General features: G+C 51.3%; 20 protein-coding genes, 1 pseudogene and 1 riboswitch. Of the genes and pseudogenes, 8 read left to right on the top strand and 13 right to left on the bottom strand.

The window, feature by feature from the left end:
* Window positions 1-3 precede the first annotated feature (3 nt).
* A riboswitch (S-adenosyl-L-homocysteine riboswitch) is annotated at window positions 4-82 on the bottom strand.
* A 47-nt stretch (window positions 83-129) separates the two neighbouring features.
* Window positions 130-1311, bottom strand: coding sequence for a methionine adenosyltransferase (metK, locus tag BMX00_RS07540; RefSeq protein WP_090828400.1), 1182 nt, complete (start codon window positions 1309-1311; stop codon window positions 130-132).
* Window positions 1312-1449: 138 nt separating this feature from the next.
* Here metK and dapF point away from each other — a divergent pair, with 138 nt between their 5' ends.
* The 6 genes from dapF to BMX00_RS07510 all read left to right on the top strand — a co-directional run bounded on the left by dapF (window position 1450) and on the right by BMX00_RS07510 (window position 6892).
* Window positions 1450-2304, top strand: a complete 855-nt coding sequence (gene dapF, locus BMX00_RS07535) for a diaminopimelate epimerase (RefSeq protein WP_090828467.1) — start codon at window positions 1450-1452, stop codon at window positions 2302-2304.
* Window positions 2294-3007 carry a DUF484 family protein gene (locus BMX00_RS07530; protein WP_090828399.1) on the top strand — a complete coding sequence of 238 codons (714 nt, stop codon included), beginning with the start codon at window positions 2294-2296 and terminating at the stop codon, window positions 3005-3007. Before dapF ends, BMX00_RS07530 begins: the two co-directional genes overlap by 11 nt.
* Window positions 2994-3908 carry a tyrosine recombinase XerC gene (gene xerC, locus BMX00_RS07525; protein WP_090828398.1) on the top strand — a complete coding sequence of 305 codons (915 nt, stop codon included), beginning with the start codon at window positions 2994-2996 and terminating at the stop codon, window positions 3906-3908. Before BMX00_RS07530 ends, xerC begins: the two co-directional genes overlap by 14 nt.
* Window positions 3909-3977: 69 nt before the next feature.
* On the top strand, window positions 3978-4514 hold the full coding sequence (hslV, locus tag BMX00_RS07520) for an ATP-dependent protease subunit HslV (protein ID WP_090828397.1): 537 nt from the start codon (window positions 3978-3980) through the stop codon (window positions 4512-4514).
* 74 nt (window positions 4515-4588) lie between these two features.
* Window positions 4589-5920 carry an ATP-dependent protease ATPase subunit HslU gene (hslU, locus tag BMX00_RS07515; RefSeq protein ID WP_090828396.1) on the top strand — a complete coding sequence of 444 codons (1332 nt, stop codon included), beginning with the start codon at window positions 4589-4591 and terminating at the stop codon, window positions 5918-5920.
* Window positions 5921-6025: 105 nt separating this feature from the next.
* Window positions 6026-6892 carry an arginase family protein gene (locus BMX00_RS07510; protein ID WP_090828395.1) on the top strand — a complete coding sequence of 289 codons (867 nt, stop codon included), beginning with the start codon at window positions 6026-6028 and terminating at the stop codon, window positions 6890-6892.
* Here the strand turns inward: BMX00_RS07510 and BMX00_RS07505 are convergent.
* From BMX00_RS07505 to BMX00_RS07445, 12 genes and pseudogenes are all read right to left on the bottom strand, one after another.
* Window positions 6869-7219 (bottom strand): EamA family transporter, encoded by a 351-nt coding sequence (locus tag BMX00_RS07505; RefSeq protein WP_090828394.1) that lies wholly within the window; start codon window positions 7217-7219, stop codon window positions 6869-6871. The genes BMX00_RS07510 and BMX00_RS07505 overlap by 24 nt on opposite strands.
* A complete protein-coding gene (locus BMX00_RS07500) occupies window positions 7216-7536 on the bottom strand; it encodes an EamA family transporter (protein WP_090828393.1) in 321 nt (106 codons plus the stop codon). Before BMX00_RS07500 ends, BMX00_RS07505 begins: the two co-directional genes overlap by 4 nt.
* A 95-nt stretch (window positions 7537-7631) precedes the next feature.
* Entirely contained in the window at window positions 7632-8852 is a 1221-nt protein-coding gene (locus BMX00_RS07495; protein WP_177171798.1) for a GNAT family N-acetyltransferase, read from the bottom strand.
* Window positions 8853-8987: 135 nt separating this feature from the next.
* A complete protein-coding gene (locus BMX00_RS07490) occupies window positions 8988-9638 on the bottom strand; it encodes an SRPBCC family protein (protein ID WP_177171797.1) in 651 nt (216 codons plus the stop codon).
* A gap of 314 nt (window positions 9639-9952) precedes the next feature.
* Window positions 9953-10096 (bottom strand): annotated as a pseudogene (locus tag BMX00_RS07485) (NAD(P)/FAD-dependent oxidoreductase); the annotation flags it as partial.
* 321 nt (window positions 10097-10417) lie between these two features.
* On the bottom strand, window positions 10418-11860 hold the full coding sequence (locus BMX00_RS07480) for a heavy metal sensor histidine kinase (RefSeq protein ID WP_177171796.1): 1443 nt from the start codon (window positions 11858-11860) through the stop codon (window positions 10418-10420).
* Entirely contained in the window at window positions 11847-12518 is a 672-nt protein-coding gene (locus BMX00_RS07475) for a heavy metal response regulator transcription factor (RefSeq protein ID WP_090828389.1), read from the bottom strand. The genes BMX00_RS07480 and BMX00_RS07475 overlap by 14 nt, the downstream gene beginning before the upstream one ends.
* Window positions 12519-13073: 555 nt before the next feature.
* Window positions 13074-14264 carry a BaiN/RdsA family NAD(P)/FAD-dependent oxidoreductase gene (locus BMX00_RS07465; RefSeq protein WP_090828388.1) on the bottom strand — a complete coding sequence of 397 codons (1191 nt, stop codon included), beginning with the start codon at window positions 14262-14264 and terminating at the stop codon, window positions 13074-13076.
* 30 nt (window positions 14265-14294) lie between these two features.
* Window positions 14295-14894 carry a class I SAM-dependent methyltransferase gene (locus BMX00_RS07460; protein ID WP_281245900.1) on the bottom strand — a complete coding sequence of 200 codons (600 nt, stop codon included), beginning with the start codon at window positions 14892-14894 and terminating at the stop codon, window positions 14295-14297.
* A gap of 137 nt (window positions 14895-15031) precedes the next feature.
* Complete coding sequence (locus BMX00_RS07455) at window positions 15032-15793, bottom strand: HvfC family RiPP maturation protein (RefSeq protein WP_090828465.1); 762 nt, start codon at window positions 15791-15793, stop codon at window positions 15032-15034.
* Window positions 15786-16595: an HvfB family MNIO-type RiPP peptide maturase gene (locus BMX00_RS07450; RefSeq protein ID WP_245727911.1), complete on the bottom strand. Its 810-nt coding sequence runs from the start codon at window positions 16593-16595 to the stop codon at window positions 15786-15788. The genes BMX00_RS07455 and BMX00_RS07450 overlap by 8 nt, the downstream gene beginning before the upstream one ends.
* A 59-nt stretch (window positions 16596-16654) precedes the next feature.
* Complete coding sequence (locus BMX00_RS07445; RefSeq protein WP_090828385.1) at window positions 16655-17062, bottom strand: EF-hand domain-containing protein; 408 nt, start codon at window positions 17060-17062, stop codon at window positions 16655-16657.
* A 110-nt stretch (window positions 17063-17172) separates the two neighbouring features.
* On the opposite strand from BMX00_RS07445, the gene BMX00_RS07440 reads away from it, so the two are divergent.
* Both BMX00_RS07440 and dksA read left to right on the top strand, forming a co-directional pair.
* Window positions 17173-17379: a hypothetical protein gene (locus tag BMX00_RS07440; protein WP_090828384.1), complete on the top strand. Its 207-nt coding sequence runs from the start codon at window positions 17173-17175 to the stop codon at window positions 17377-17379.
* A 102-nt stretch (window positions 17380-17481) separates the two neighbouring features.
* A complete protein-coding gene (gene dksA, locus BMX00_RS07435) occupies window positions 17482-17904 on the top strand; it encodes an RNA polymerase-binding protein DksA (RefSeq protein WP_090828383.1) in 423 nt (140 codons plus the stop codon).
* The last annotated feature ends 80 nt before the right edge of the window (window positions 17905-17984 follow it).

Genomic DNA, 17984 nt, shown 5'->3' with positions numbered 1-17984 from the left:
AAGAATGAACGAGCGCCGTTGTTGCGATCCTTCCTCCGCCGAGCCTCGCGGGACTAGGCCCGTTGCAGCGCTCCTCAGCCGGGAAGGGATTGAGGCTAACTTGAAAACAACCTGAGAACTTGTTATCGCTTATGCTTCTACCGCGACTTTCAGCCCTGCATCGGCGCGCAGCCGCGCAGCCTTGTCGGTGGCTTCCCAGGTGAATTCCGGCTCATCCCGGCCAAAATGGCCATAGGCGGCGGTTTTGTGATAAATTGGTCGAAGCAGGTTGAGCGCATGAATAATAGCGCGTGGACGGAGATCGAAGTGACGCTCAATCAACCTGACGATCTTGTCGTCGGAAATCTTTCCGGTTCCGAAAGTATCGACCATCAGTGACACCGGATGCGCCACACCTATCGCATAGGCTACCTGTACCTCGCATTTGCTGGCGAGGCCGGCGGCAACAATGTTCTTGGCTACATAACGTCCTGCATAAGCCGCCGAACGATCGACCTTGGAGGGATCCTTGCCTGAGAAAGCGCCTCCTCCATGGTGAGCCGTTCCTCCATAGCTATCCACGATGATCTTGCGCCCGGTCAACCCGCAATCCCCCATGGGTCCCCCCACCACGAAGCGTCCCGTAGGATTAACAAGATAGCGCGTTTCTCCACTCAACATTTTCTTTGGAAGCACCGGTTTAATGACTTCTTCAATTACGGCTTCGCTCAGTTGTGCATGAGAAATGTCCGGATGATGCTGAGTTGATATCACAACGGTTTCGATACGCTGCGGCTTGCCATTCAGATAGCGCACGGACACTTGCGACTTTGCATCAGGACGCAGCCACGGCAGACGCCCATCTTTTCTAAGTTCCGCCTGGCGCTCCATCAGACGATGCGCGTAATAGATGGGCATCGGCATCAATTGCGGCGTTTCATCGCAGGCAAAGCCAAACATGAGCCCCTGATCGCCGGCGCCCTGATCCATTTCCTCTTCCTTGGAGCGGTTGACTCCCTGGGCGATATCGGGGGACTGTTTATTGAAAGCGGTTAGCACAGCGCATGTGCGATAATCAAAACCGATATCCGAGCTGTCGTAACCGATACGCTTGACGGCTGCACGTGCAACCTGCATATAGTCAACGTTGGCCTCTGTAGTGATTTCACCAGACATTACGATCAAGCCGGTACTGCAAAGTGTTTCACAGGCGACTCGCGAGTTGGGATCCTGCGCCAGGATGGCATCCAGGATTGAATCGGAAATCTGATCCGCCACCTTGTCGGGATGGCCCTCCGATACGGATTCGGAAGTAAAAAGGTAGTCGCTCATGGTGCCTCCGCGATTATTGATCTTGAAAGAACTGTAGAATACCAAATAATTTTTACATTAAGAAGATAAACAATAATAAATGCTAAATCCGATTCAAAGCTAATGCTGGCCATCAGGCTGAATCAGGGAAGTCTGCGAATGAAGCTCAAGTTCACCAAAATGCACGGTCTCGGCAATGATTTTGTTGTCATTGATGGCATCAATCAAGCCGTATCGCTGAGTTCGGAACAGTTGCGCCAGCTCGCTGATCGCCGTTATGGAATTGGTTGCGATCAGGTCCTGTTGATCGAAACGGCGCAGGGGGAGGCTGACTTCCGGTATCGCATCTTCAACGCTGACGGCGGCGAAGTGGAACAATGCGGCAATGGCGCGCGCTGCTTCGTTCGCTATGTGTATGATCGAGGATTGACCGCGAAAACGGAAATACGCGTCGAGACACGTGGCGGGCTGATCATTCCGAGACTTGGCTCGGACGGCCAGATCAGTGTCAACATGGGTATACCAAAATTTGAGCCATCGAGAATTCCTTTTATGGCTGAAAAACGTGCGTTGACTTATTCGCTCGATATCAGCAATAAACAGGTCAAAATCAGCGTGGTCTCTATGGGTAATCCTCACGCGGTGCAAGTGGTGGAGGACGTGAATCATGCTTCGGTATTAACCGAGGGCCCGCTGATTGAAAGTCATCCACGCTTTCCCCACAGGGTGAACGCCGGATATATGCAGGTACTGGATCGCCGCCATATCAAACTACGGGTATACGAGCGCGGGGCGGGCGAAACACTGTCCTGTGGAACCGGTGCTTGTGCCGCGGTGGTATCAGGAATCCAGCGTGGACTGTTGGAGCACGGGGTCAAAGTGAGCTTTCGACGCGGAGATTTATTTGTGCGCTGGGAGGGTGAAAATCAACCGGTCTGGATGACTGGACCCGCAGTTACCGTGTTCGATGGAGAAATCGAGCTAAAAGGTCAGATGGAAAGGCATGAAATTTAGTTCGGATGAAATAGCCCAATACCTGCGTAAACACCCTCAATTTTTCGAGGAATATGCAGATATGCTGGCGGATATTCAGGTGCCTCATCCTCACGGCGGAAGAGCCATTCCCATCAGCGAGCGCCAGATCGTTGCGCTTCGGGACAAAAACCGTATATTGCAGGAAAAGCTGAGTGAATTGATCAGATTTGGTGAAGAGAACGGTGCGCTTACCGAAAAAATACATCGCCTGGCGGTTGCGCTGCTCACCTTCACAAATCTAAATGATTCGCTGGATGGATTGCATTTCAATCTGCGCGAGGACTTCTCAATACCTCACATGGCGCTACGGCTATGGAACATAACCAGCGACGATACCGTACTGTCAGAATTTTCTCAAACGAGCAAGGATATTCGCATTCTGGCCGAAAGCCTGCTGCATCCTTATTGTGGACTTCATGTCCTGGACGAGATCAAAAGTTGGTTCGGCGACGATGCGGTCCGGCTACGCTCATTTGCGATGGTGGGTCTGCGGGCCAGGTCGACTGTGTTTGGCCTCATGGTAATGGGAAGCGAGGATCCACAACGATTTTATCCTGAGATGGGAACAATTTATCTGGCGCAGCTGGGTCAACTTATAAGTGCCGCATTGGGGCGATTCACGCTGGCTGATGCATCGTCCAACAATGCTCAACCCGCCAGTGATCTGCATGATATCCAGTAACAATCAGGCCGGGCTCGCCTCTTCGTATGTTGACCATCTCGCCGGAGAACGGCGGCTGTCTCCTCTTACGTGTCAAAGTTACGCGAAGGATATTGCTGTTTTGCTGAAACTTGCGGAAACAACATCCCTCGAGCAACTTCAAGTCCATCACATTCGGCGCTTTATCGCGCAGCTTCATGGAAAGGGATTTTCAGGCAGAAGTCTGGCCAGAACCTTGTCAGCCTGGCGTGGCTTTTATAAATACCTGACCCGGGATCACGGCCATGCGTCCAATCCCTGTGCGGGAGTACGTCCGCCAAAGGCGACGAAAGCGTTGCCGCGTACGCTTTCACCTGATGAGGCAGCGAAGCTGCTGGAGTTTCCGGTCGACAATGATTTGATGGCTTTACGCGATAAAGCCATGTTCGAGCTGTGCTATTCTTCCGGATTGCGGCTGGCGGAGCTCGCCAGCTTGAAACCCGAGGATTTGAATTTTTCCGAAGGCACCGCACGTGTTACAGGTAAAGGCGGCAAAACACGCATCGTACCCGTCGGCAGCAGGGCTGCGGACGTGTTGAAAGAATGGATAAAACAGCGCGAGATCCTGGTCAGACACGGCGAATCCGCATTGTTTCTATCCCGGTACGGCAAGAATATCAGCCATCGTTCAATTGGCCAGCGGCTGAAAATTCAGGCATCGCGTCAAGGTATCAGCACCACTGTCCATCCGCATGTACTGCGGCATTCATTCGCCTCGCACGTGCTGCAATCCAGCGGCGATTTGCGGGCAGTTCAGGAGATGCTGGGACATAGCAGCATCAGCACCACGCAGGTCTATACCCATCTTGATTTCCAACATTTAGCCAAAGTCTACGACGCGGCTCATCCAAGAGCGAAAAAGAACGGCGGAGCCCCGGTATAAGCATTCCGACGATTGCATTTGTTAAATCAGCGGTATAATCGTTGCTCTCTATCATCTCGTTCTCGTTCAATGCCAGTATTTCACGGTACCACCATACTCTCGGCACGGCGTGGCGCCCAGGTCGCGCTTGGAGGCGATGGCCAGGTGACTCTGGGTGCGGTAGTCGCCAAGGCAAGTGCGCGGAAGGTTCGCAGACTCTACCATGACAAAATACTCGCTGGATTTGCGGGGGGTACAGCCGATGCTTTTACGCTGTTTGAGCGTTTTGAAGGCAAGCTTGAAAAACATCAGGGGCACCTCATGCGTTCAGCAGTGGAGCTGGCGAAGGACTGGCGAACCGACCGCATCTTGCGTCGGCTGGAAGCGATGCTGGTCGTGGCCGATCCCGGGGTTACCCTTATCATCACGGGGGCGGGGGATGTGATCGAGCCCGAGCTTGGACTTGCGGCGATTGGCAGCGGCGGGTCTTATGCTCACTCGGCCGCGCGCGCGCTTCTGGAGAATACAAGTCTGACGCCGCCGGAAATCGTCAAGAAATCACTGGCCATCGCGGGCGATCTGTGCATTTATACCAATCAGAACCATGTAATCGAGGTTCTGGAGTAACCTCAAAAACACTCATATCGATGGTTTCTCGCTCCCGGTTTTTTATCTGTTGTATTAATCACTGATCCGTAATCATGTCTCAACTGACTCCGCGGGAAATCGTTCAGGAATTGGACAAACACATCATTGGCCAGGATGCCGCCAAGCGTTCCGTGGCCATTGCACTCAGGAATCGTTGGCGCAGACAGCAGGTCATGGATCCGTTGCGCCAGGAAATCACACCGAAGAATATTCTGATGATTGGGCCAACCGGAGTGGGTAAAACGGAAATCGCTCGCCGTTTGGCTAAGCTTGCCGATGCACCCTTTATAAAGGTGGAAGCAACCAAATTCACCGAAGTGGGATATGTCGGACGCGATGTGGATTCCATCATACGCGATCTGGTAGAGTCCGCTATCAAACAGGCCCGCGAGCAGGAAACGCAAAAAATGCGGTCTCGGGCGCAAGATAATGCCGAAGAGCGCATTCTCGATGTGTTGCTTCCGGCCGCAAGAGAGATGGGCTCAGCAGCGGAAACCGAGGAAGGGGAAAGCGCCACGCGTCAGAAATTCCGCAAGAAATTGCGCGAAGGCGAGCTCAACGATAAAGAGATTGAAATCGAGGTGGCTTCCGCGCATACCCATATGGAAATATTTGCTCCACCCGGAATGGAGGAGCTCACTACCCAAATTCAGGGCATGTTTCAGAATCTGGGGGGCGAAAGAAAAAAAACGCGCAAACTGAAAATTCGCGAAGCAATTAAGTTTATTACCGATGAAGAGGCGTCCAAGCTCATCAACGACGAGGAGCTGAAGCTTCGTTCGGTGCAGAACGTAGAACAGAACGGCATCGTGTTCCTGGACGAAATCGACAAAATTACCAGCCGTTCCGAAACTTCCGGTGCGGACGTTTCCCGCCAAGGCGTTCAACGGGATTTGTTGCCCTTGGTGGAAGGTACTACCGTCTCTACCAAATATGGCATGATCAAAACCGATCACATTCTGTTTATTGCCAGCGGTGCCTTTCATCTGGCTAAGCCGTCCGATCTGATTCCCGAATTGCAGGGGCGCTTCCCCATTCGCGTCGAACTGACAAGCCTCAGTGCAGACGATTTTGTGCAAATCCTTACGAATACGGATGCTTGCCTGACACGGCAATACGAGGCCCTTCTGGAAACTGAAGGAATCAAGTTGGAATTTACGCCTGGGGCAGTGAGACGTCTGGCGGAGATTGCTTTTGCGGTCAATGAAAAAACCGAGAATATTGGGGCGAGGCGCCTTTATACCGCAATGGAAAAGCTTCTGGAGGAGGTTTCCTTCGATGCCGAAAAACACCATGGAACCAACGTCGCGATTGATGCAGAATACGTGAATGCGCGGCTCAACAGTTTATCCCAGAGCGAGGATTTGGCCCGGTACGTACTTTAATTCCTACTGTTGGATATGAGCGATACAGGTAACCTATCCTGGAGGATCCGGTCGCGACCCCAACCAAGCTCCATTATAGCTTAGCTTCTCCGAGATTCTTTATCCATGGCAAACGGACGCTCCGATCAAATTCACCTTGACCTTGATGGAGAACTCACCGCCACTGCTGCCACGCTTCAGCTTCCTTCGATAAATCTGCGAAACTGGGGACCGCGGCTCCGTTTTTCTACGACCGTCGATGAAATTGAGCGCTTCCAAGCGGAGATTACACCCCATCTATGCCCTTTTACTCTTTATGGCTCAGGTGATTTTCATCACCTGAGCGCTATCTGGATGCGGCGAATTCGGGAGCCCGTTTCGTTGCTCTCATTTGATAATCATCCCGACTGGGATATCCGTCCTCCCCGCTGGGGTTGCGGCGGATGGGTTAATCGCGCGCTGGAGTCCCCCTGGGTTGAGGCAGCCCAAGTCTGGGGATGCGGCAATTTTGAGCTCAACTGGCCTCATAACCTCTTTGCCCCCCGGAACTCGCTCCAGTCTGGACGGCTCCAGATTTTCTCATGGCGAGAGCGCTATCCAAAGCTCTCCCTCTGCCGCGAAGGGTCCATCTCTCGTGAGAACTGGCGCGACACATTTTTACAGCACCTCTCTCGCTGGCAAAGGCGCTCCGTATATATCACCATAGATCTGGATTGTCTTAACGCCGAGGAATTCCGCAGCAACTGGGAGCACGGCCTCTTCACGGTGGATGACCTTGCTTGGGCCATTATGCAAGTCCGACAGAATACCACTCTGATCGGAGGAGACATGTGCGGCGCTTATTCGGCCCCTGCGTATTCCCGTTTGACGCAGCGCATCGCGTCCACGTTCGATCACCCCCAGCTGCCCGCCTCTTCTATTTCCGAAGCCATTAAAAACAATCACAAGGCAATTCTTAAGCTGTGGCCATTATTGGCTGGCACCAACGATTAAGAGTCCGCTGACAATCAGTAAGACCCCGCACCACAGACGGGGCGTCATCCTTTCCTTAAGTGCCACGCTGGCCCCGAATGCCATGAAAAGTGGACTCAGCGCGTCGAACGGGTAGAGATAACTCAACTCGACTTTCGATAGTAACCAAAGCCATAGGAAGAACCAGAGCGTCATCAGACCAATACCATACACAAACGGCGCAGCCCTCGTCCACGCGGCGGTTTCTGACCCTACCTCAGTCTTATTCAACGCATGCTTGAGAAAAATCTGTCCCCCCACCATGAAGGCTTGGGACAGGACAACAAGAACCAGAAACCCTTCAGTCATGCTCGCTCTTCGACCCGGCAATAAGATTCCGCAATCACCCAGACCCCCAAGAGGACGATGCCAATCCCGGCAGCGCGCATCGGACTAATCACTTCTCCCAGGAAAAGGTAACTGGCCAGGGGGACAAAAATATGTTCGATATTAACCAGATTAAAAGCAATATTGAGGGGAAGAATCTGAAGTACTCTCAACCAGAAGACAAAGCTAACGATATAAAACAGGATTCCCGTCCAAATCCAACCCGAAACAAGCGCTTGAGTTTCTAGCCAGCTCAGCGCGTTCGATAAATTCTGTGTACTGTCCGCCCCCTTCTTCAAGCAAACTTCCGACGCTGTAACAAAAAGGGCACAGCAGAGCACTCCCCAATAAGGCAGGCGGCTGCCCTTCGCACCCCCAGAGGATGAAGTTGGGTTCATCGTAAATCCGGAAAATTAGGGAACTTGGATAAAACTGGATCATATCGCGTCGGTTCCAAAAAGGGGATCAGATGCCGGAAAAAGAAATTGATCACCGGGGAGACATGCCGAATATAAAGATCGAGGGGCGCGAGTTCGAGTTTCAGGTGCAACTTGGGGGAATAGTTCAGAGCACTGGTGTAATATTGCTCGACGTTATTTTCCATGGCCCAGGAAAAAATATCGCGAAGCGACACAAAATAGAGATGCGCACTCAAGGCAATTTCATAGTCCAGGCCTATGTAACAATCGCGAAGGATTTTTCCATATAACACGCAAATATTAAACGCGACGATTTTCCCACGGGAATCTCGCCAGACAAAGAAACGGCCACTCCCTTCCAATGCCGCTCCAAGTCCGGAAAAATATTCCCTTGTCAGCACTTCGAATTGAAACTGCGAGCGGCTTATTACCTGGTGATACAAAGGATAAATTTCGTCCAGTACGGGCGTAAGATCCGACAGAACCTCCATTGAATATTTGTCCAAACGATCGGCATCCCGGAATTTCCGGCGGAGATTTTTCCGGGTCTTGTAGCTCAAGGCCCGCTCCATGTAATCGTCAAAATCCCGATAAGCCAAGTCGATCCTGCAAGACGGAAAGCTCGGAATTCGCGCATAGCCGTTCGAAGGAAAATACTTTAATACCGTACGATAACTCGAGGGAAAATCCTTGAGCACGATCAAAGATGCGTTCAACCGTCGAGCTACCTCGGGAAGGGTTTCGTGCAAGATCCTCGAAACCTCGTCTTGATCGCATTCTCTTCCACCCAGCGCCCCTTCCCCCGCTGAGCACCCGACCATCAGCGTCCGGACCTCGCACACGGATGGAAACCAGCGCTGCATCCACTTTTCCAATCCCTGTCTTAGCGAAGCCGGAAGACCTTTCAAAATACTCTGCCTCACCAGGAAGAGAGGCTGCACATGCGGCCTCCCATCACTTTTTTCCAAAATCAGAAAATAGTGATCAAACTGTTCCCCAAGGGTGTCCTGGAGCAACCGATAATAGGAATGTTTAAGATAGTTACCGGCGTAGCTCTCTTCCCAGGAGCGATCGAGTGAATCCGGCACGGATTGCACAATTCTCACCCTTCCTATAGGGATCTTAAGGTAATCTTCCGCCCTGGGGGGCAACTCAATGGATAAATCCATCTGATCCCCTTCAAGTGTCTTGTCCAAGATGCTATTGTTTATCATCGTCATAGTTCACTTTTGTACTCAAACTCATCATCGCAGGTCGAACACCTAAAGTCATCCTGAATTGGGCCGGAAGGTCACGCAACGACCTGTCAAGATATATCGTTTGCCGCATGGTTAACTAATCTTAGCGGGACCAGCGAGCATTTTCCCTCTTCTGATCATCTCATTTTTCATTTGCTGAAATCGCTCTCGTGCATCATTCTCGATGAAAGGTTGCCCTACGAATCTAAGCATCCAATGCCCGGGAACAATATCTGCATAATAGTTGATACGTGTTTGGTTGCCCTCCGGCAATACGAGCGTAGTCTCCTCCATTTTACGCATGTTGCCGGTGATCATGCGTTCGTGAATCCTTTTGATGGGAGACAGGGTAACTTCTCCTAACGAGTCAATTGTATAGGTAAAGAAACCATATTTTATGATCCCCCTTTGGGAGACTTTCAACGTATCACCTGTTCCGTTAATGACTTTGCTGGACTGGACACCGGAAAGAAAGTTCGAGAAGTTATCGAAGTCCGTCAATACTGACCACGCCTGTTGCGCCACAACAGGAGCAAGAAAGGTTACGTAAATGACAATGCGCTCACCATTGTTCTGTACGCTGACCTCAATCTCCCTGTCGTGATGCTCATTATTTTGCTCGACCAGATTCACGGCTGAGGTTTTTTCGATTTTTGGCTGCCTTTCCGCTTCTGCTGAAACCGGAGCATTAAGAAGCAGGCCTAACAGAAAGGCGGCGGATATGACACGAATTATGTTTATCAAGGCGTTCTTCATTTCCGGTAAGGCCGACATAAACGGATAAAAACTTTCACAGCATTTTCGCAAGCTATCAATTTTAGGTCGACTGAAGCGCAAAAGGAGGAGCGATCGGGTGCACACTCGCATGCGGGTATCGTGTACAGGAAGCGCCTTATCAATGATTATGAATTAGCAGAATATGACAGACAATACCCAGCACTCATACACTTAAATAGGAAGTTGCAGAATGAAGCTCAAGGTGGGCGGGAAATCTGACGTTAGCTGATAAAGGATCAGGGAGCGGACGCATCCGATGTTTCATCATCGATCACATTCGGCTATATAAACTGCCCCGCCGCGTTACCGGATGCCCAGGCCGACTGGAAATTAAATCCGCCCAGATGTCCCGTTATATCTACCACTTTGCCAGTAAAATAAAGGCTGGGCACTTTTTTGCTTTCCATGGTTTTGGATGATAATTCGCGCAGCAACTATGGCTTTAGTAGGGCATTCGCAGTCAGCGACTATGCAGGCGGCTACTAAGACGGCCCCCAGCAATACCTGGATGGACAATTAGCGTCAGATCGGCTCCTTTTATTACTGTATCGATTTCAGAAGCCTATGCACGTTTTTCGACGCGATATTTCGAAATTTTACCGCGGAAATTATAGGGAGGAAATCCTGACGCATAGATGTCGAAGTCATTACAAATCTGTAATGTTCAGGGAAGGGCGCGGACCGATATACAGGTATGAATGCTGTGCGAGCGGACGGAAGAGCCTGCTCGTACGCTGGGGCCAAAGCTATGACGGTATAGGTTGCGCCGGGAAGAAAATCCGGACGGAGGTACCTTTACCCACGGCGCTTTGCACCGCAATCTTGCCACGGTGGAGGCCGACAATCGATTTTACTATAGCCAATCCCAGCCCCGCACCTTCTGCCGTAGAGCTGCGGGATGGGCTAACCCGATAAAAACGGTCAAATATTTTTGGCAAGTGTTCTTGCACGATCCCCGTTCCGCTGTCGCAGCAGATGACCTCCATGCCCCCATCAATGCAATGGACAGAAAAAGAGATCTTGCCGCCGGCGGGAGTGTAATGCAGGGCGTTTGAAAGCAGATTGCTGATAACCCTTCTGAACAGAATTGGATCGGCCATTATTGTCCCGTTTCCTTCACAAATTACCCGGACATCCTGCTCTGCGGCCAGCGCTTCATAAAAGGCGATCACCTTCTCGATTTCGGCGCGCGCATCGAGTGGTAAACAAGTAACCGTGGCCTGCACACTGTCGGCTTTGGCTAGAAATAACAAGCTGTCTATCATGCGCGATAACCGGCCATATTCTTCCAGGCTCGACGCGAGTATTTCGCGGTATTCTTTTGCCTCGCGCGGTCTGGATAGCGCCACTTCTGCTTCTCCGCGTAAATTATTGATGGGTGTACGCAACTCATGCGCCAGATCAGCCGAAAACTGGGAAAGACGATTAAAGGAATCTTCCAACCGAACAAGCATCCCATCGAATGCCCGCGCCAGTGAAACCAGTTCCCTGGGCCAGTGTGCGACATCAATGCGCTCGTGCAGTTGGCTGGCGGTTATGCGCTCGGCGGCCCAGGTGAGATCCTCCAACGGTTTCATGCCGCGCCGCGCCGTGATAATCCCTATGGCCGCAGCTCCCAGAATAACGGCCAATAGCACGCCAATTAAATACTGCTCATATCGGCTGATCAGCATTTCCTCGCTTGTTTCATCCAATGCCACCTGAATTTGCCGCTTTAGCGTGCGGGTATCGCCACCCCCGGTCTGTCTGGCGACAAGGAGATAACTCCTATTAGTGGCAGAGCGCCATTCTTTTGTTTTGCCTGTTGACGCGCCCGAATCGGGAAATACAGCGGGCGGGATCTCTCGGTTCATACCGGGAGCTTCATAAAGCGTATGACCGGATTCGTCCAATACACGGCTGTAGGTAAGATACTGGGAGCCTGGGAATCCTACGTTTTCCTCGGCTATTTCACGCTCAAGAGCTTCAATGTTGCCGGCCCGCAAAATAAGGTCGAGAACTTGAAGCCGGCTATTGAGAATTTGCTCGTCTTCCTGTTCTAGGGTAGTGATGAGGACCCAGTACAGAAATCCCGAAGTGAAGATGAGCATGATGGCGGCCGATAACGTATACAGCCACGCGAGCTGTTTAGTAATCGACCAGCGCGGAGAACTGGACGCAGCTGTAACCTCGGCACTATCTCGTTTCAAACACGTACCCCACGCCACGCACTGTATTGATCAGTTTCTTTTCAAATGGGTCATCGACTTTACTGCGCAACCGGCGTATCGCCACATCGATAACATTTGTATCGCTGTCGAAGTTAATATCCCAGACCTGTTCGGCAATTAACGTTCGAGATAAAACTTCCCCGGCGCGTCGCATCAGCAATGACAGAAGCGCAAACTCTTTCGAAGTGAGATCAAGACGCCGGCCGCTGCGAGTCGCTTTCTGGCGTGCGAATTCAATTTCCATATCGGCAATTTTCAGGGTTTCACTATGCCGTGCTGGCGCGCGCCGCAACAGCAAGCGGACCCTGGCCAGCAATTCGGAAAATGCGAATGGCTTAATCAGATAGTCGTCGGCTCCGAGTTCCAGTCCCTTTACTCTATCTTGCACGTCATCTCGAGCCGTAAGGAACAGCACAGGCATCTGTTTGCCCGCCTGACGCAGCGTTGCGAGAATGGACCAACCATCCCGACTTGGAAGCATGACGTCCAGGATGATCAAATCGTAATTGATATGAAGAGCGAGTAGCAGACCCTCGTCGCCATTTTCCGTAGCATCGACAATATATCCTGACTCGGCCAACCCTTTTCTGAGAAAGGCGGAAGTCTTTTTTTCGTCTTCAATAATCAGGATATGCATCAATGTGGGCTCTAAATATGACGATTCGTAATTGGCATTGCCGTGCCTACTTCGCGATGTTTTCTAGCACTGATGTCGTGTACGTAAGGATGATTTACCTTGTACCTTGCGTCAATCCGATAATAAGTAGTTGTATCTGGAGGAAAGTGGCTATTATGGTAGAAAGCAGCCGCCCGCAACCCCGGCCTTAGCATATGCCCGGGGATGGGCACTCGCCAAGCTGAACGCTTCCGTCACGAACTTGAATATGCGTCGCCCCGGCCCCCAACAGGCTTTCATATCATGATCACCGCTTCTCGGAGATCTCAGTCGCGGAGATTGAGAAGAAAACCGCGCAGTTTGGCCGTTTGCTGAATCGTTTCGGCAACATGAGAGTCAAACGACTCTCTGGGCATCTGTTCACCATTTCGGCTAACAGAATTCTTTTTAGCAGCACAGTTCAAGTTTTACCGCAAACCTGCTCACGCACATAGTAAATGGCATTATAAATTTAACGTTTGATAATAAAGGACCCGGGGATCGGGATCCGATAAGTTCCCGTAGAATTCACTCGGCTTACGCAGCCCGCCCGGCCGCGTGACCGGATGCCCAGGCCCACTGGAAATTAAATCCACCCAGATGCCCCGTGACATCCAACACTTCGCCAATAAAATAAAGACCAGGGACTTTCTTCGCTTCCATGGTTTTAGATGACAATTCGCGCGTATCGATCCCCCCCAGTGTCACTTCCGCCTTTCTATAACCCGCAGTGCCGCACGGGGTGATTTGCCAGCCATGTAATTGTGCCGCAATGTTCCTCAAACTCTTTTCATCGTATTGATTTACTGGCTTGGCTGGCTGCCCGCCCGAGATTGCTTCGGTCCATGCCTGTGCGAAACGCTTCGGCAGATATTGTGTCAGCAGGTTTGGCAACAGTGCAGGACTATTTCGGTGATCGAGCAGCCATCCCGCAGCGTCGATATCCGGTAGCAAATCAATATAAATGGGAAAACCTGGCTTCCAGTAGGAAGAGATCTGCAATATTGCCGGTCCGCTCAAGCCCCGATGTGTGATCAATAAATTTTCGCGAAACTTTGCTCCATCACAACTCACCGTCGCCTCCATTGCAATTCCTGGAAGTTGCGAAAAACTGGTCAGTTGTTCCGGGGCAAAGATCAGCGGAACCAATGCTGGCCGCAGCCGTGTCACGTTGATATCGAATTGTTCCGCCACGCGATAGCCGAAAGACGTTGCGCCGATTTGTGGGATGGAAAGGCCGCCCGTTGCAATCACCAGTGCGCGCGTGCTCACTAGGCCACGCCCGGTCTCCAGCATGAATCGGGCATCGCTGGCGCTGATTCGTTCTACATTACTGACGCGGCACGGCATCTGCCATTCAACACCCGCAGCATCGCACTCATGCCGCAGCAGGTCTATGATTTGCTGGGAACTGCCATCGCAAAATAATTGCCCCAGCTTCTTTTCGTGATAACGGATGCCATGCTTTTCGACGAGCGAGATAAAGTCTTGGGGGGTGAAACGCGCCAGTGCCGACCGGCAGAAATGTGGGTTGTGTGAAATGAAATTTTCCGGCCTGGTGTAGCGGTTTGTAAAATTGCACCGCCCGCCGCCGGATACGCGAATTTTTTCGGCGAGCTTGCTCGCGTGATCCAGCAGCAATACCGAGCGCCCGCGCTTGCCCGCTTCGATTGCACACATCATACCTGCCGCCCCCGCCCCTATCACGACGACATCCTTTACCGACATATCAATGAGTTGCAAGCGGTCTATCCCTGCTCAGCACAATATGTCCGGTTTGCGCCACACACTGGCCAGCCACGGCTGCTGTTCGCGCGGAAGACCCGCCGGGCGGTAGTAGTGAGTCATTTCAACGAACTCCGCCGCGGTCATGTAGCGCCGCCAGCCTTCAATATCATGATACATACCATAACGATCCTGGTTCCAGCACTCCTCATTGCTGCCGCGCGGATTGGAGCTGAATAGTATACCGCCCGGTTTCAGCGTGGCCCGGAGCTCCTTCAATACACGAGGCACTTCACAGCCAGGGACATGAAATAGCGAAGCATTGGCAAATATGCCATCGAAGTATTCGCTCGGCAGATCGAGGCTTAGAAAATCCTGGAACCACACATCGCAACCACTGTAGCTGCGAGCCATTTCGACAAAACGCTCGGCACCTTCCAGTCCCACCGCGAGATGGCCAAGCTCCTTGAAAACCTTGAGATCGCGTCCCGGCCCACAGCCAAAATCGAGTATTTTACAGGGCGGATCGCACTCGATGTTCTGTAGCAACGCGGCGATGTTTTGCCTGACGTCATGATTTCTCGTCCCTTGCCAAAAAGCTGCGGCGCGTTCGTTGTAGTGTGCAACCGTCAGACGGGAAATTTTCTTGAGGTCCAGCGGATTGAACTTGATGAAGATTCTCCGGATGGGTAGATATAGGGGTCATACCCTATCAGGCATATCTGAAGCTCAAACCGGGGCGTAGCCAAGAGCCGATACAACAATTAAATTTATTCACATGAAGTAGTGCCCAGGAAAGCGCCACGCATCCGTAAATCACGCATAATTTTAACGCCACCCTGAATCACGACCTCAGGCGAAGGGTGCTGACTTTCCGTAGCGATGATTTCAAGCGCCGTTTGCCCCGTGTAGTCCGCAGACTCCAGAAGATGGAGCAGGCGCGAGGTAAACGCATTAATTTCTGTAAATTGAACCTGGTCGCCGGCATCGCGAAATACAAGTAAATATGTTTCAGCCGGTAAGATCTTGATGCGCGGAGCAATGCGATGCACGGGCCAGCTATAACGCAGGTTAGCGAGCACCGGATTCAAAACAGGACGCTTTTCAAGCAGGTTGCCTGCCGGGTCGATTACTTCCCAGTCCGGTGTATCGGATGAAGTGAAAAGTACCAGCTCTATCCATTCATAATGCCCCAGTTCCAGCACAAATTTCGGATAAGTTGCAGGCACGGCCCCATCCGTTTGCAGGAACCGCATGAATTCCTGGGGTATCTCGTGAAAAAGAGGCGAACAGCTGTGGTGGTCGGCAAGAAAGTCGCGCACGAGCCGTGCCCATCGCCGCTCTCCCAGCACTTTCCGAAGGACCGGAAAACAATTCAGCAGAAAGCTCTCCAGATTTTTGTAAACCAGGCTCCGGTATATTCGCATGCGCCGGGCTTCAATCCCCGGCGGGCAGGGGTTTGCCCTGGGGTTACGTATATGCGAAGTAAAAGCGTATTGGAAGCGCTGAAACTCAGGTAGCAATCTAGCCATGACTTGCATTGATATGCCGGGCCTGAATCAGCGCAATACGTTCTACTTCATGCATCAGTTCATGAAGGGGTGGAATATTAAAATCGCGTTCCAGCAGCGTGGGTGCAATTCCATGAATGCGATAGGTGTCTTCCAACAATGACCACACGGGATCTATGATGTTGGTGCCGTGCGTGTCTATGATCAGATTCTCCGCTTCGTTGTAATGCCCGGCCATATGCATGTAGACAATGCGTTCGGAAGGCATGGCGCGGATGAATTCGAGAGGATCATAAGCATGGTTAATGCTATTAACATACACATTATTCACGTCAAGGTGCAAGTCACAGTTCGCCTCGACCAGCACGAAGCGGATAAAATCCGCTTCACTCATTTCCGTAATGGGTGCCTGCACGTAATACGAAGCATTTTCAAGCGCAATGCGGCGCTCCAGAATATCCTGGACACGGCGGACGCGCCCTGCAACATACTTTACCGCTTCCTCGGTGAAGGGTATCGGAAGCAGATCATATAAATACCCCTCGTCCGAGCAGTAGGACAGGTGCTCGGTATAGAGGTTGATCCCATGCTGTTCAAGAAATTGCCGAACCTTTCGCAATAACTCTTCATTCAGAGGCGCCGGGCTGCCGATCGAGAGCGAGAGGCCATGGCAAACGAAGGGGTAGCGCTCTGTAAATACCCGTAAATCCCGGCCCAATGGGCCGCCGAGGTCGATCCAGTTTTCGGGGGCAATTTCGAAAAAATCAATGGTGGCGGGAACGCAGGTTTTTAGAGCGGGAATTAACTCCCGCCGAAGACCCACGCCTGCACCTGAAATAACCGGAGCTACCACATGAAGAACACGAATGAATTATTTCGGAATTATTTTTTCATCGCGCCGTGTGGCGCTGTGTTCGGGGACGCCGCATTGGACTTGCCCGAGTAACCATCGGCCTCTGGCTGATCGACCGCGCCATCCTTGTTGGCATCGATACTGTCGAATATGGCTTCGTGGTGCTTGAGAAATTCCTCCTTGGTAACCTTGCCGTCTTTATTGGCGTCCACCATTGACATGCCACATCGGCCTTCCGCGGATTTTGCTCCACCAGATCCGGGTTTTGCTCCACCATATTTATTTGGGTCGACCCTGTCAGCATAGGCAAGCATATAGCCCTTATCCAATGTTTGCAACGCGAAAAGGTCATCAGCCGCACAAGCGGGTGTGATGCCTAAGCTGCTGGCAAAGGCAGAGCCCATTGCGATTGAAATGAGAGATTTCTTGTTGCGCATAATTGTCTCCTGAATTTGAGGGGAAATATTATGTCACAATTCCCAAGCGCCGGGCGGCCGGTTTCCTGCCCTAGTCATATAGCGGCAAGCCGATTTGGGAAACATTCACTATGGCACAGGTAGATCACCATTTATGTGCACAGGTTCTGGCGGCACATGGCATCTGGGTGGGAGAGATCAGCGCAAGCCTGCTTCTAATAATGAAAATGATCTATTTATTTTTTCTTCAGGGGTATTCAAGCGATGAGAATTCTGCAAGAATTCGTGCTGCCTTGCATGGGCTGGAAACCGCTAAACCTTATGAGTTGGGACGGTAGAGGCGTAACGGCGCTTTACGGGACGCCCAGGCGAACAAAAGCTTAGTTGCTATATAATATTTTGAGGTCTTTATACCATACCAGGAATGAAGGAATATTAATATGCCGCAAGAACTGCAAAAACAAATCGCTCCTTATAAGCCGAAGAAGGGAGAAAGTTACATGAGTTCCAAGCAGCTTATGCATTTTCGCAATATACTGGAAGGCATTAAGGTTGAGTTGGGGCACGATATCGATCGCACAGTGCACACCATGCAGGATGAAGCGACGATTTTCGCCGATCCTAATGACCGGGCCAGTCAAGAGTCTGACATGGCGCTGGAATTACGAAATCGTGATCGTGAGCGCAAGCTGATCAAGAAAATTGATGAAACGATCGCAAAAATAGATACCGGAGATTATGGTTATTGCGAAAGTTGTGGGGTGGAAATCGGCCTGAAACGTCTCGAAGCCCGTCCTACTGCTACCCTCTGCATTGATTGTAAAACGCTTGATGAAATAAGAGAAAAACAGATAGCCAAATAAGCACTCTGCTATCTTCTCTTCTATCCATTTTTTTCAATCCTTACACGTTTAAGCTAGATATTCAAACAACAGCCCCAGTT

Origin of the sequence: Nitrosovibrio tenuis (assembly GCF_900109785.1) — a bacterium.
GTDB classification, from domain to species: Bacteria; Pseudomonadota; Gammaproteobacteria; order Burkholderiales; family Nitrosomonadaceae; genus Nitrosospira; species Nitrosospira tenuis_A.
This window is presented reverse-complemented; position numbering and strand designations above follow the sequence as displayed.

What these genes read in the sequence shown, in the direction of transcription:
- hslV (WP_090828397.1), top strand. Translation starts at nt 3,978, where the DNA reads ATGCCAGTATTTCACGGTACCACCATACTCTCGGCACGGCGTGGCGCC.
- xerC (WP_090828398.1), top strand. Translation starts at nt 2,994, where the DNA reads ATGATATCCAGTAACAATCAGGCCGGGCTCGCCTCTTCGTATGTTGAC.
- BMX00_RS07510 (WP_090828395.1), top strand. Translation starts at nt 6,026, where the DNA reads ATGGCAAACGGACGCTCCGATCAAATTCACCTTGACCTTGATGGAGAA.
- dksA (WP_090828383.1), top strand. Translation starts at nt 17,482, where the DNA reads ATGCCGCAAGAACTGCAAAAACAAATCGCTCCTTATAAGCCGAAGAAG.
- BMX00_RS07505 (WP_090828394.1), bottom strand. Translation starts at nt 7,219, where the DNA reads ATGACTGAAGGGTTTCTGGTTCTTGTTGTCCTGTCCCAAGCCTTCATG.
- dapF (WP_090828467.1), top strand. Translation starts at nt 1,450, where the DNA reads ATGAAGCTCAAGTTCACCAAAATGCACGGTCTCGGCAATGATTTTGTT.
- BMX00_RS07465 (WP_090828388.1), bottom strand. Translation starts at nt 14,264, where the DNA reads ATGTCGGTAAAGGATGTCGTCGTGATAGGGGCGGGGGCGGCAGGTATG.
- BMX00_RS07530 (WP_090828399.1), top strand. Translation starts at nt 2,294, where the DNA reads ATGAAATTTAGTTCGGATGAAATAGCCCAATACCTGCGTAAACACCCT.
- BMX00_RS07475 (WP_090828389.1), bottom strand. Translation starts at nt 12,518, where the DNA reads ATGCATATCCTGATTATTGAAGACGAAAAAAAGACTTCCGCCTTTCTC.
- hslU (WP_090828396.1), top strand. Translation starts at nt 4,589, where the DNA reads ATGTCTCAACTGACTCCGCGGGAAATCGTTCAGGAATTGGACAAACAC.
- metK (WP_090828400.1), bottom strand. Translation starts at nt 1,311, where the DNA reads ATGAGCGACTACCTTTTTACTTCCGAATCCGTATCGGAGGGCCATCCC.
- BMX00_RS07445 (WP_090828385.1), bottom strand. Translation starts at nt 17,062, where the DNA reads ATGCGCAACAAGAAATCTCTCATTTCAATCGCAATGGGCTCTGCCTTT.
- BMX00_RS07455 (WP_090828465.1), bottom strand. Translation starts at nt 15,793, where the DNA reads ATGGCTAGATTGCTACCTGAGTTTCAGCGCTTCCAATACGCTTTTACT.
- BMX00_RS07440 (WP_090828384.1), top strand. Translation starts at nt 17,173, where the DNA reads ATGGCACAGGTAGATCACCATTTATGTGCACAGGTTCTGGCGGCACAT.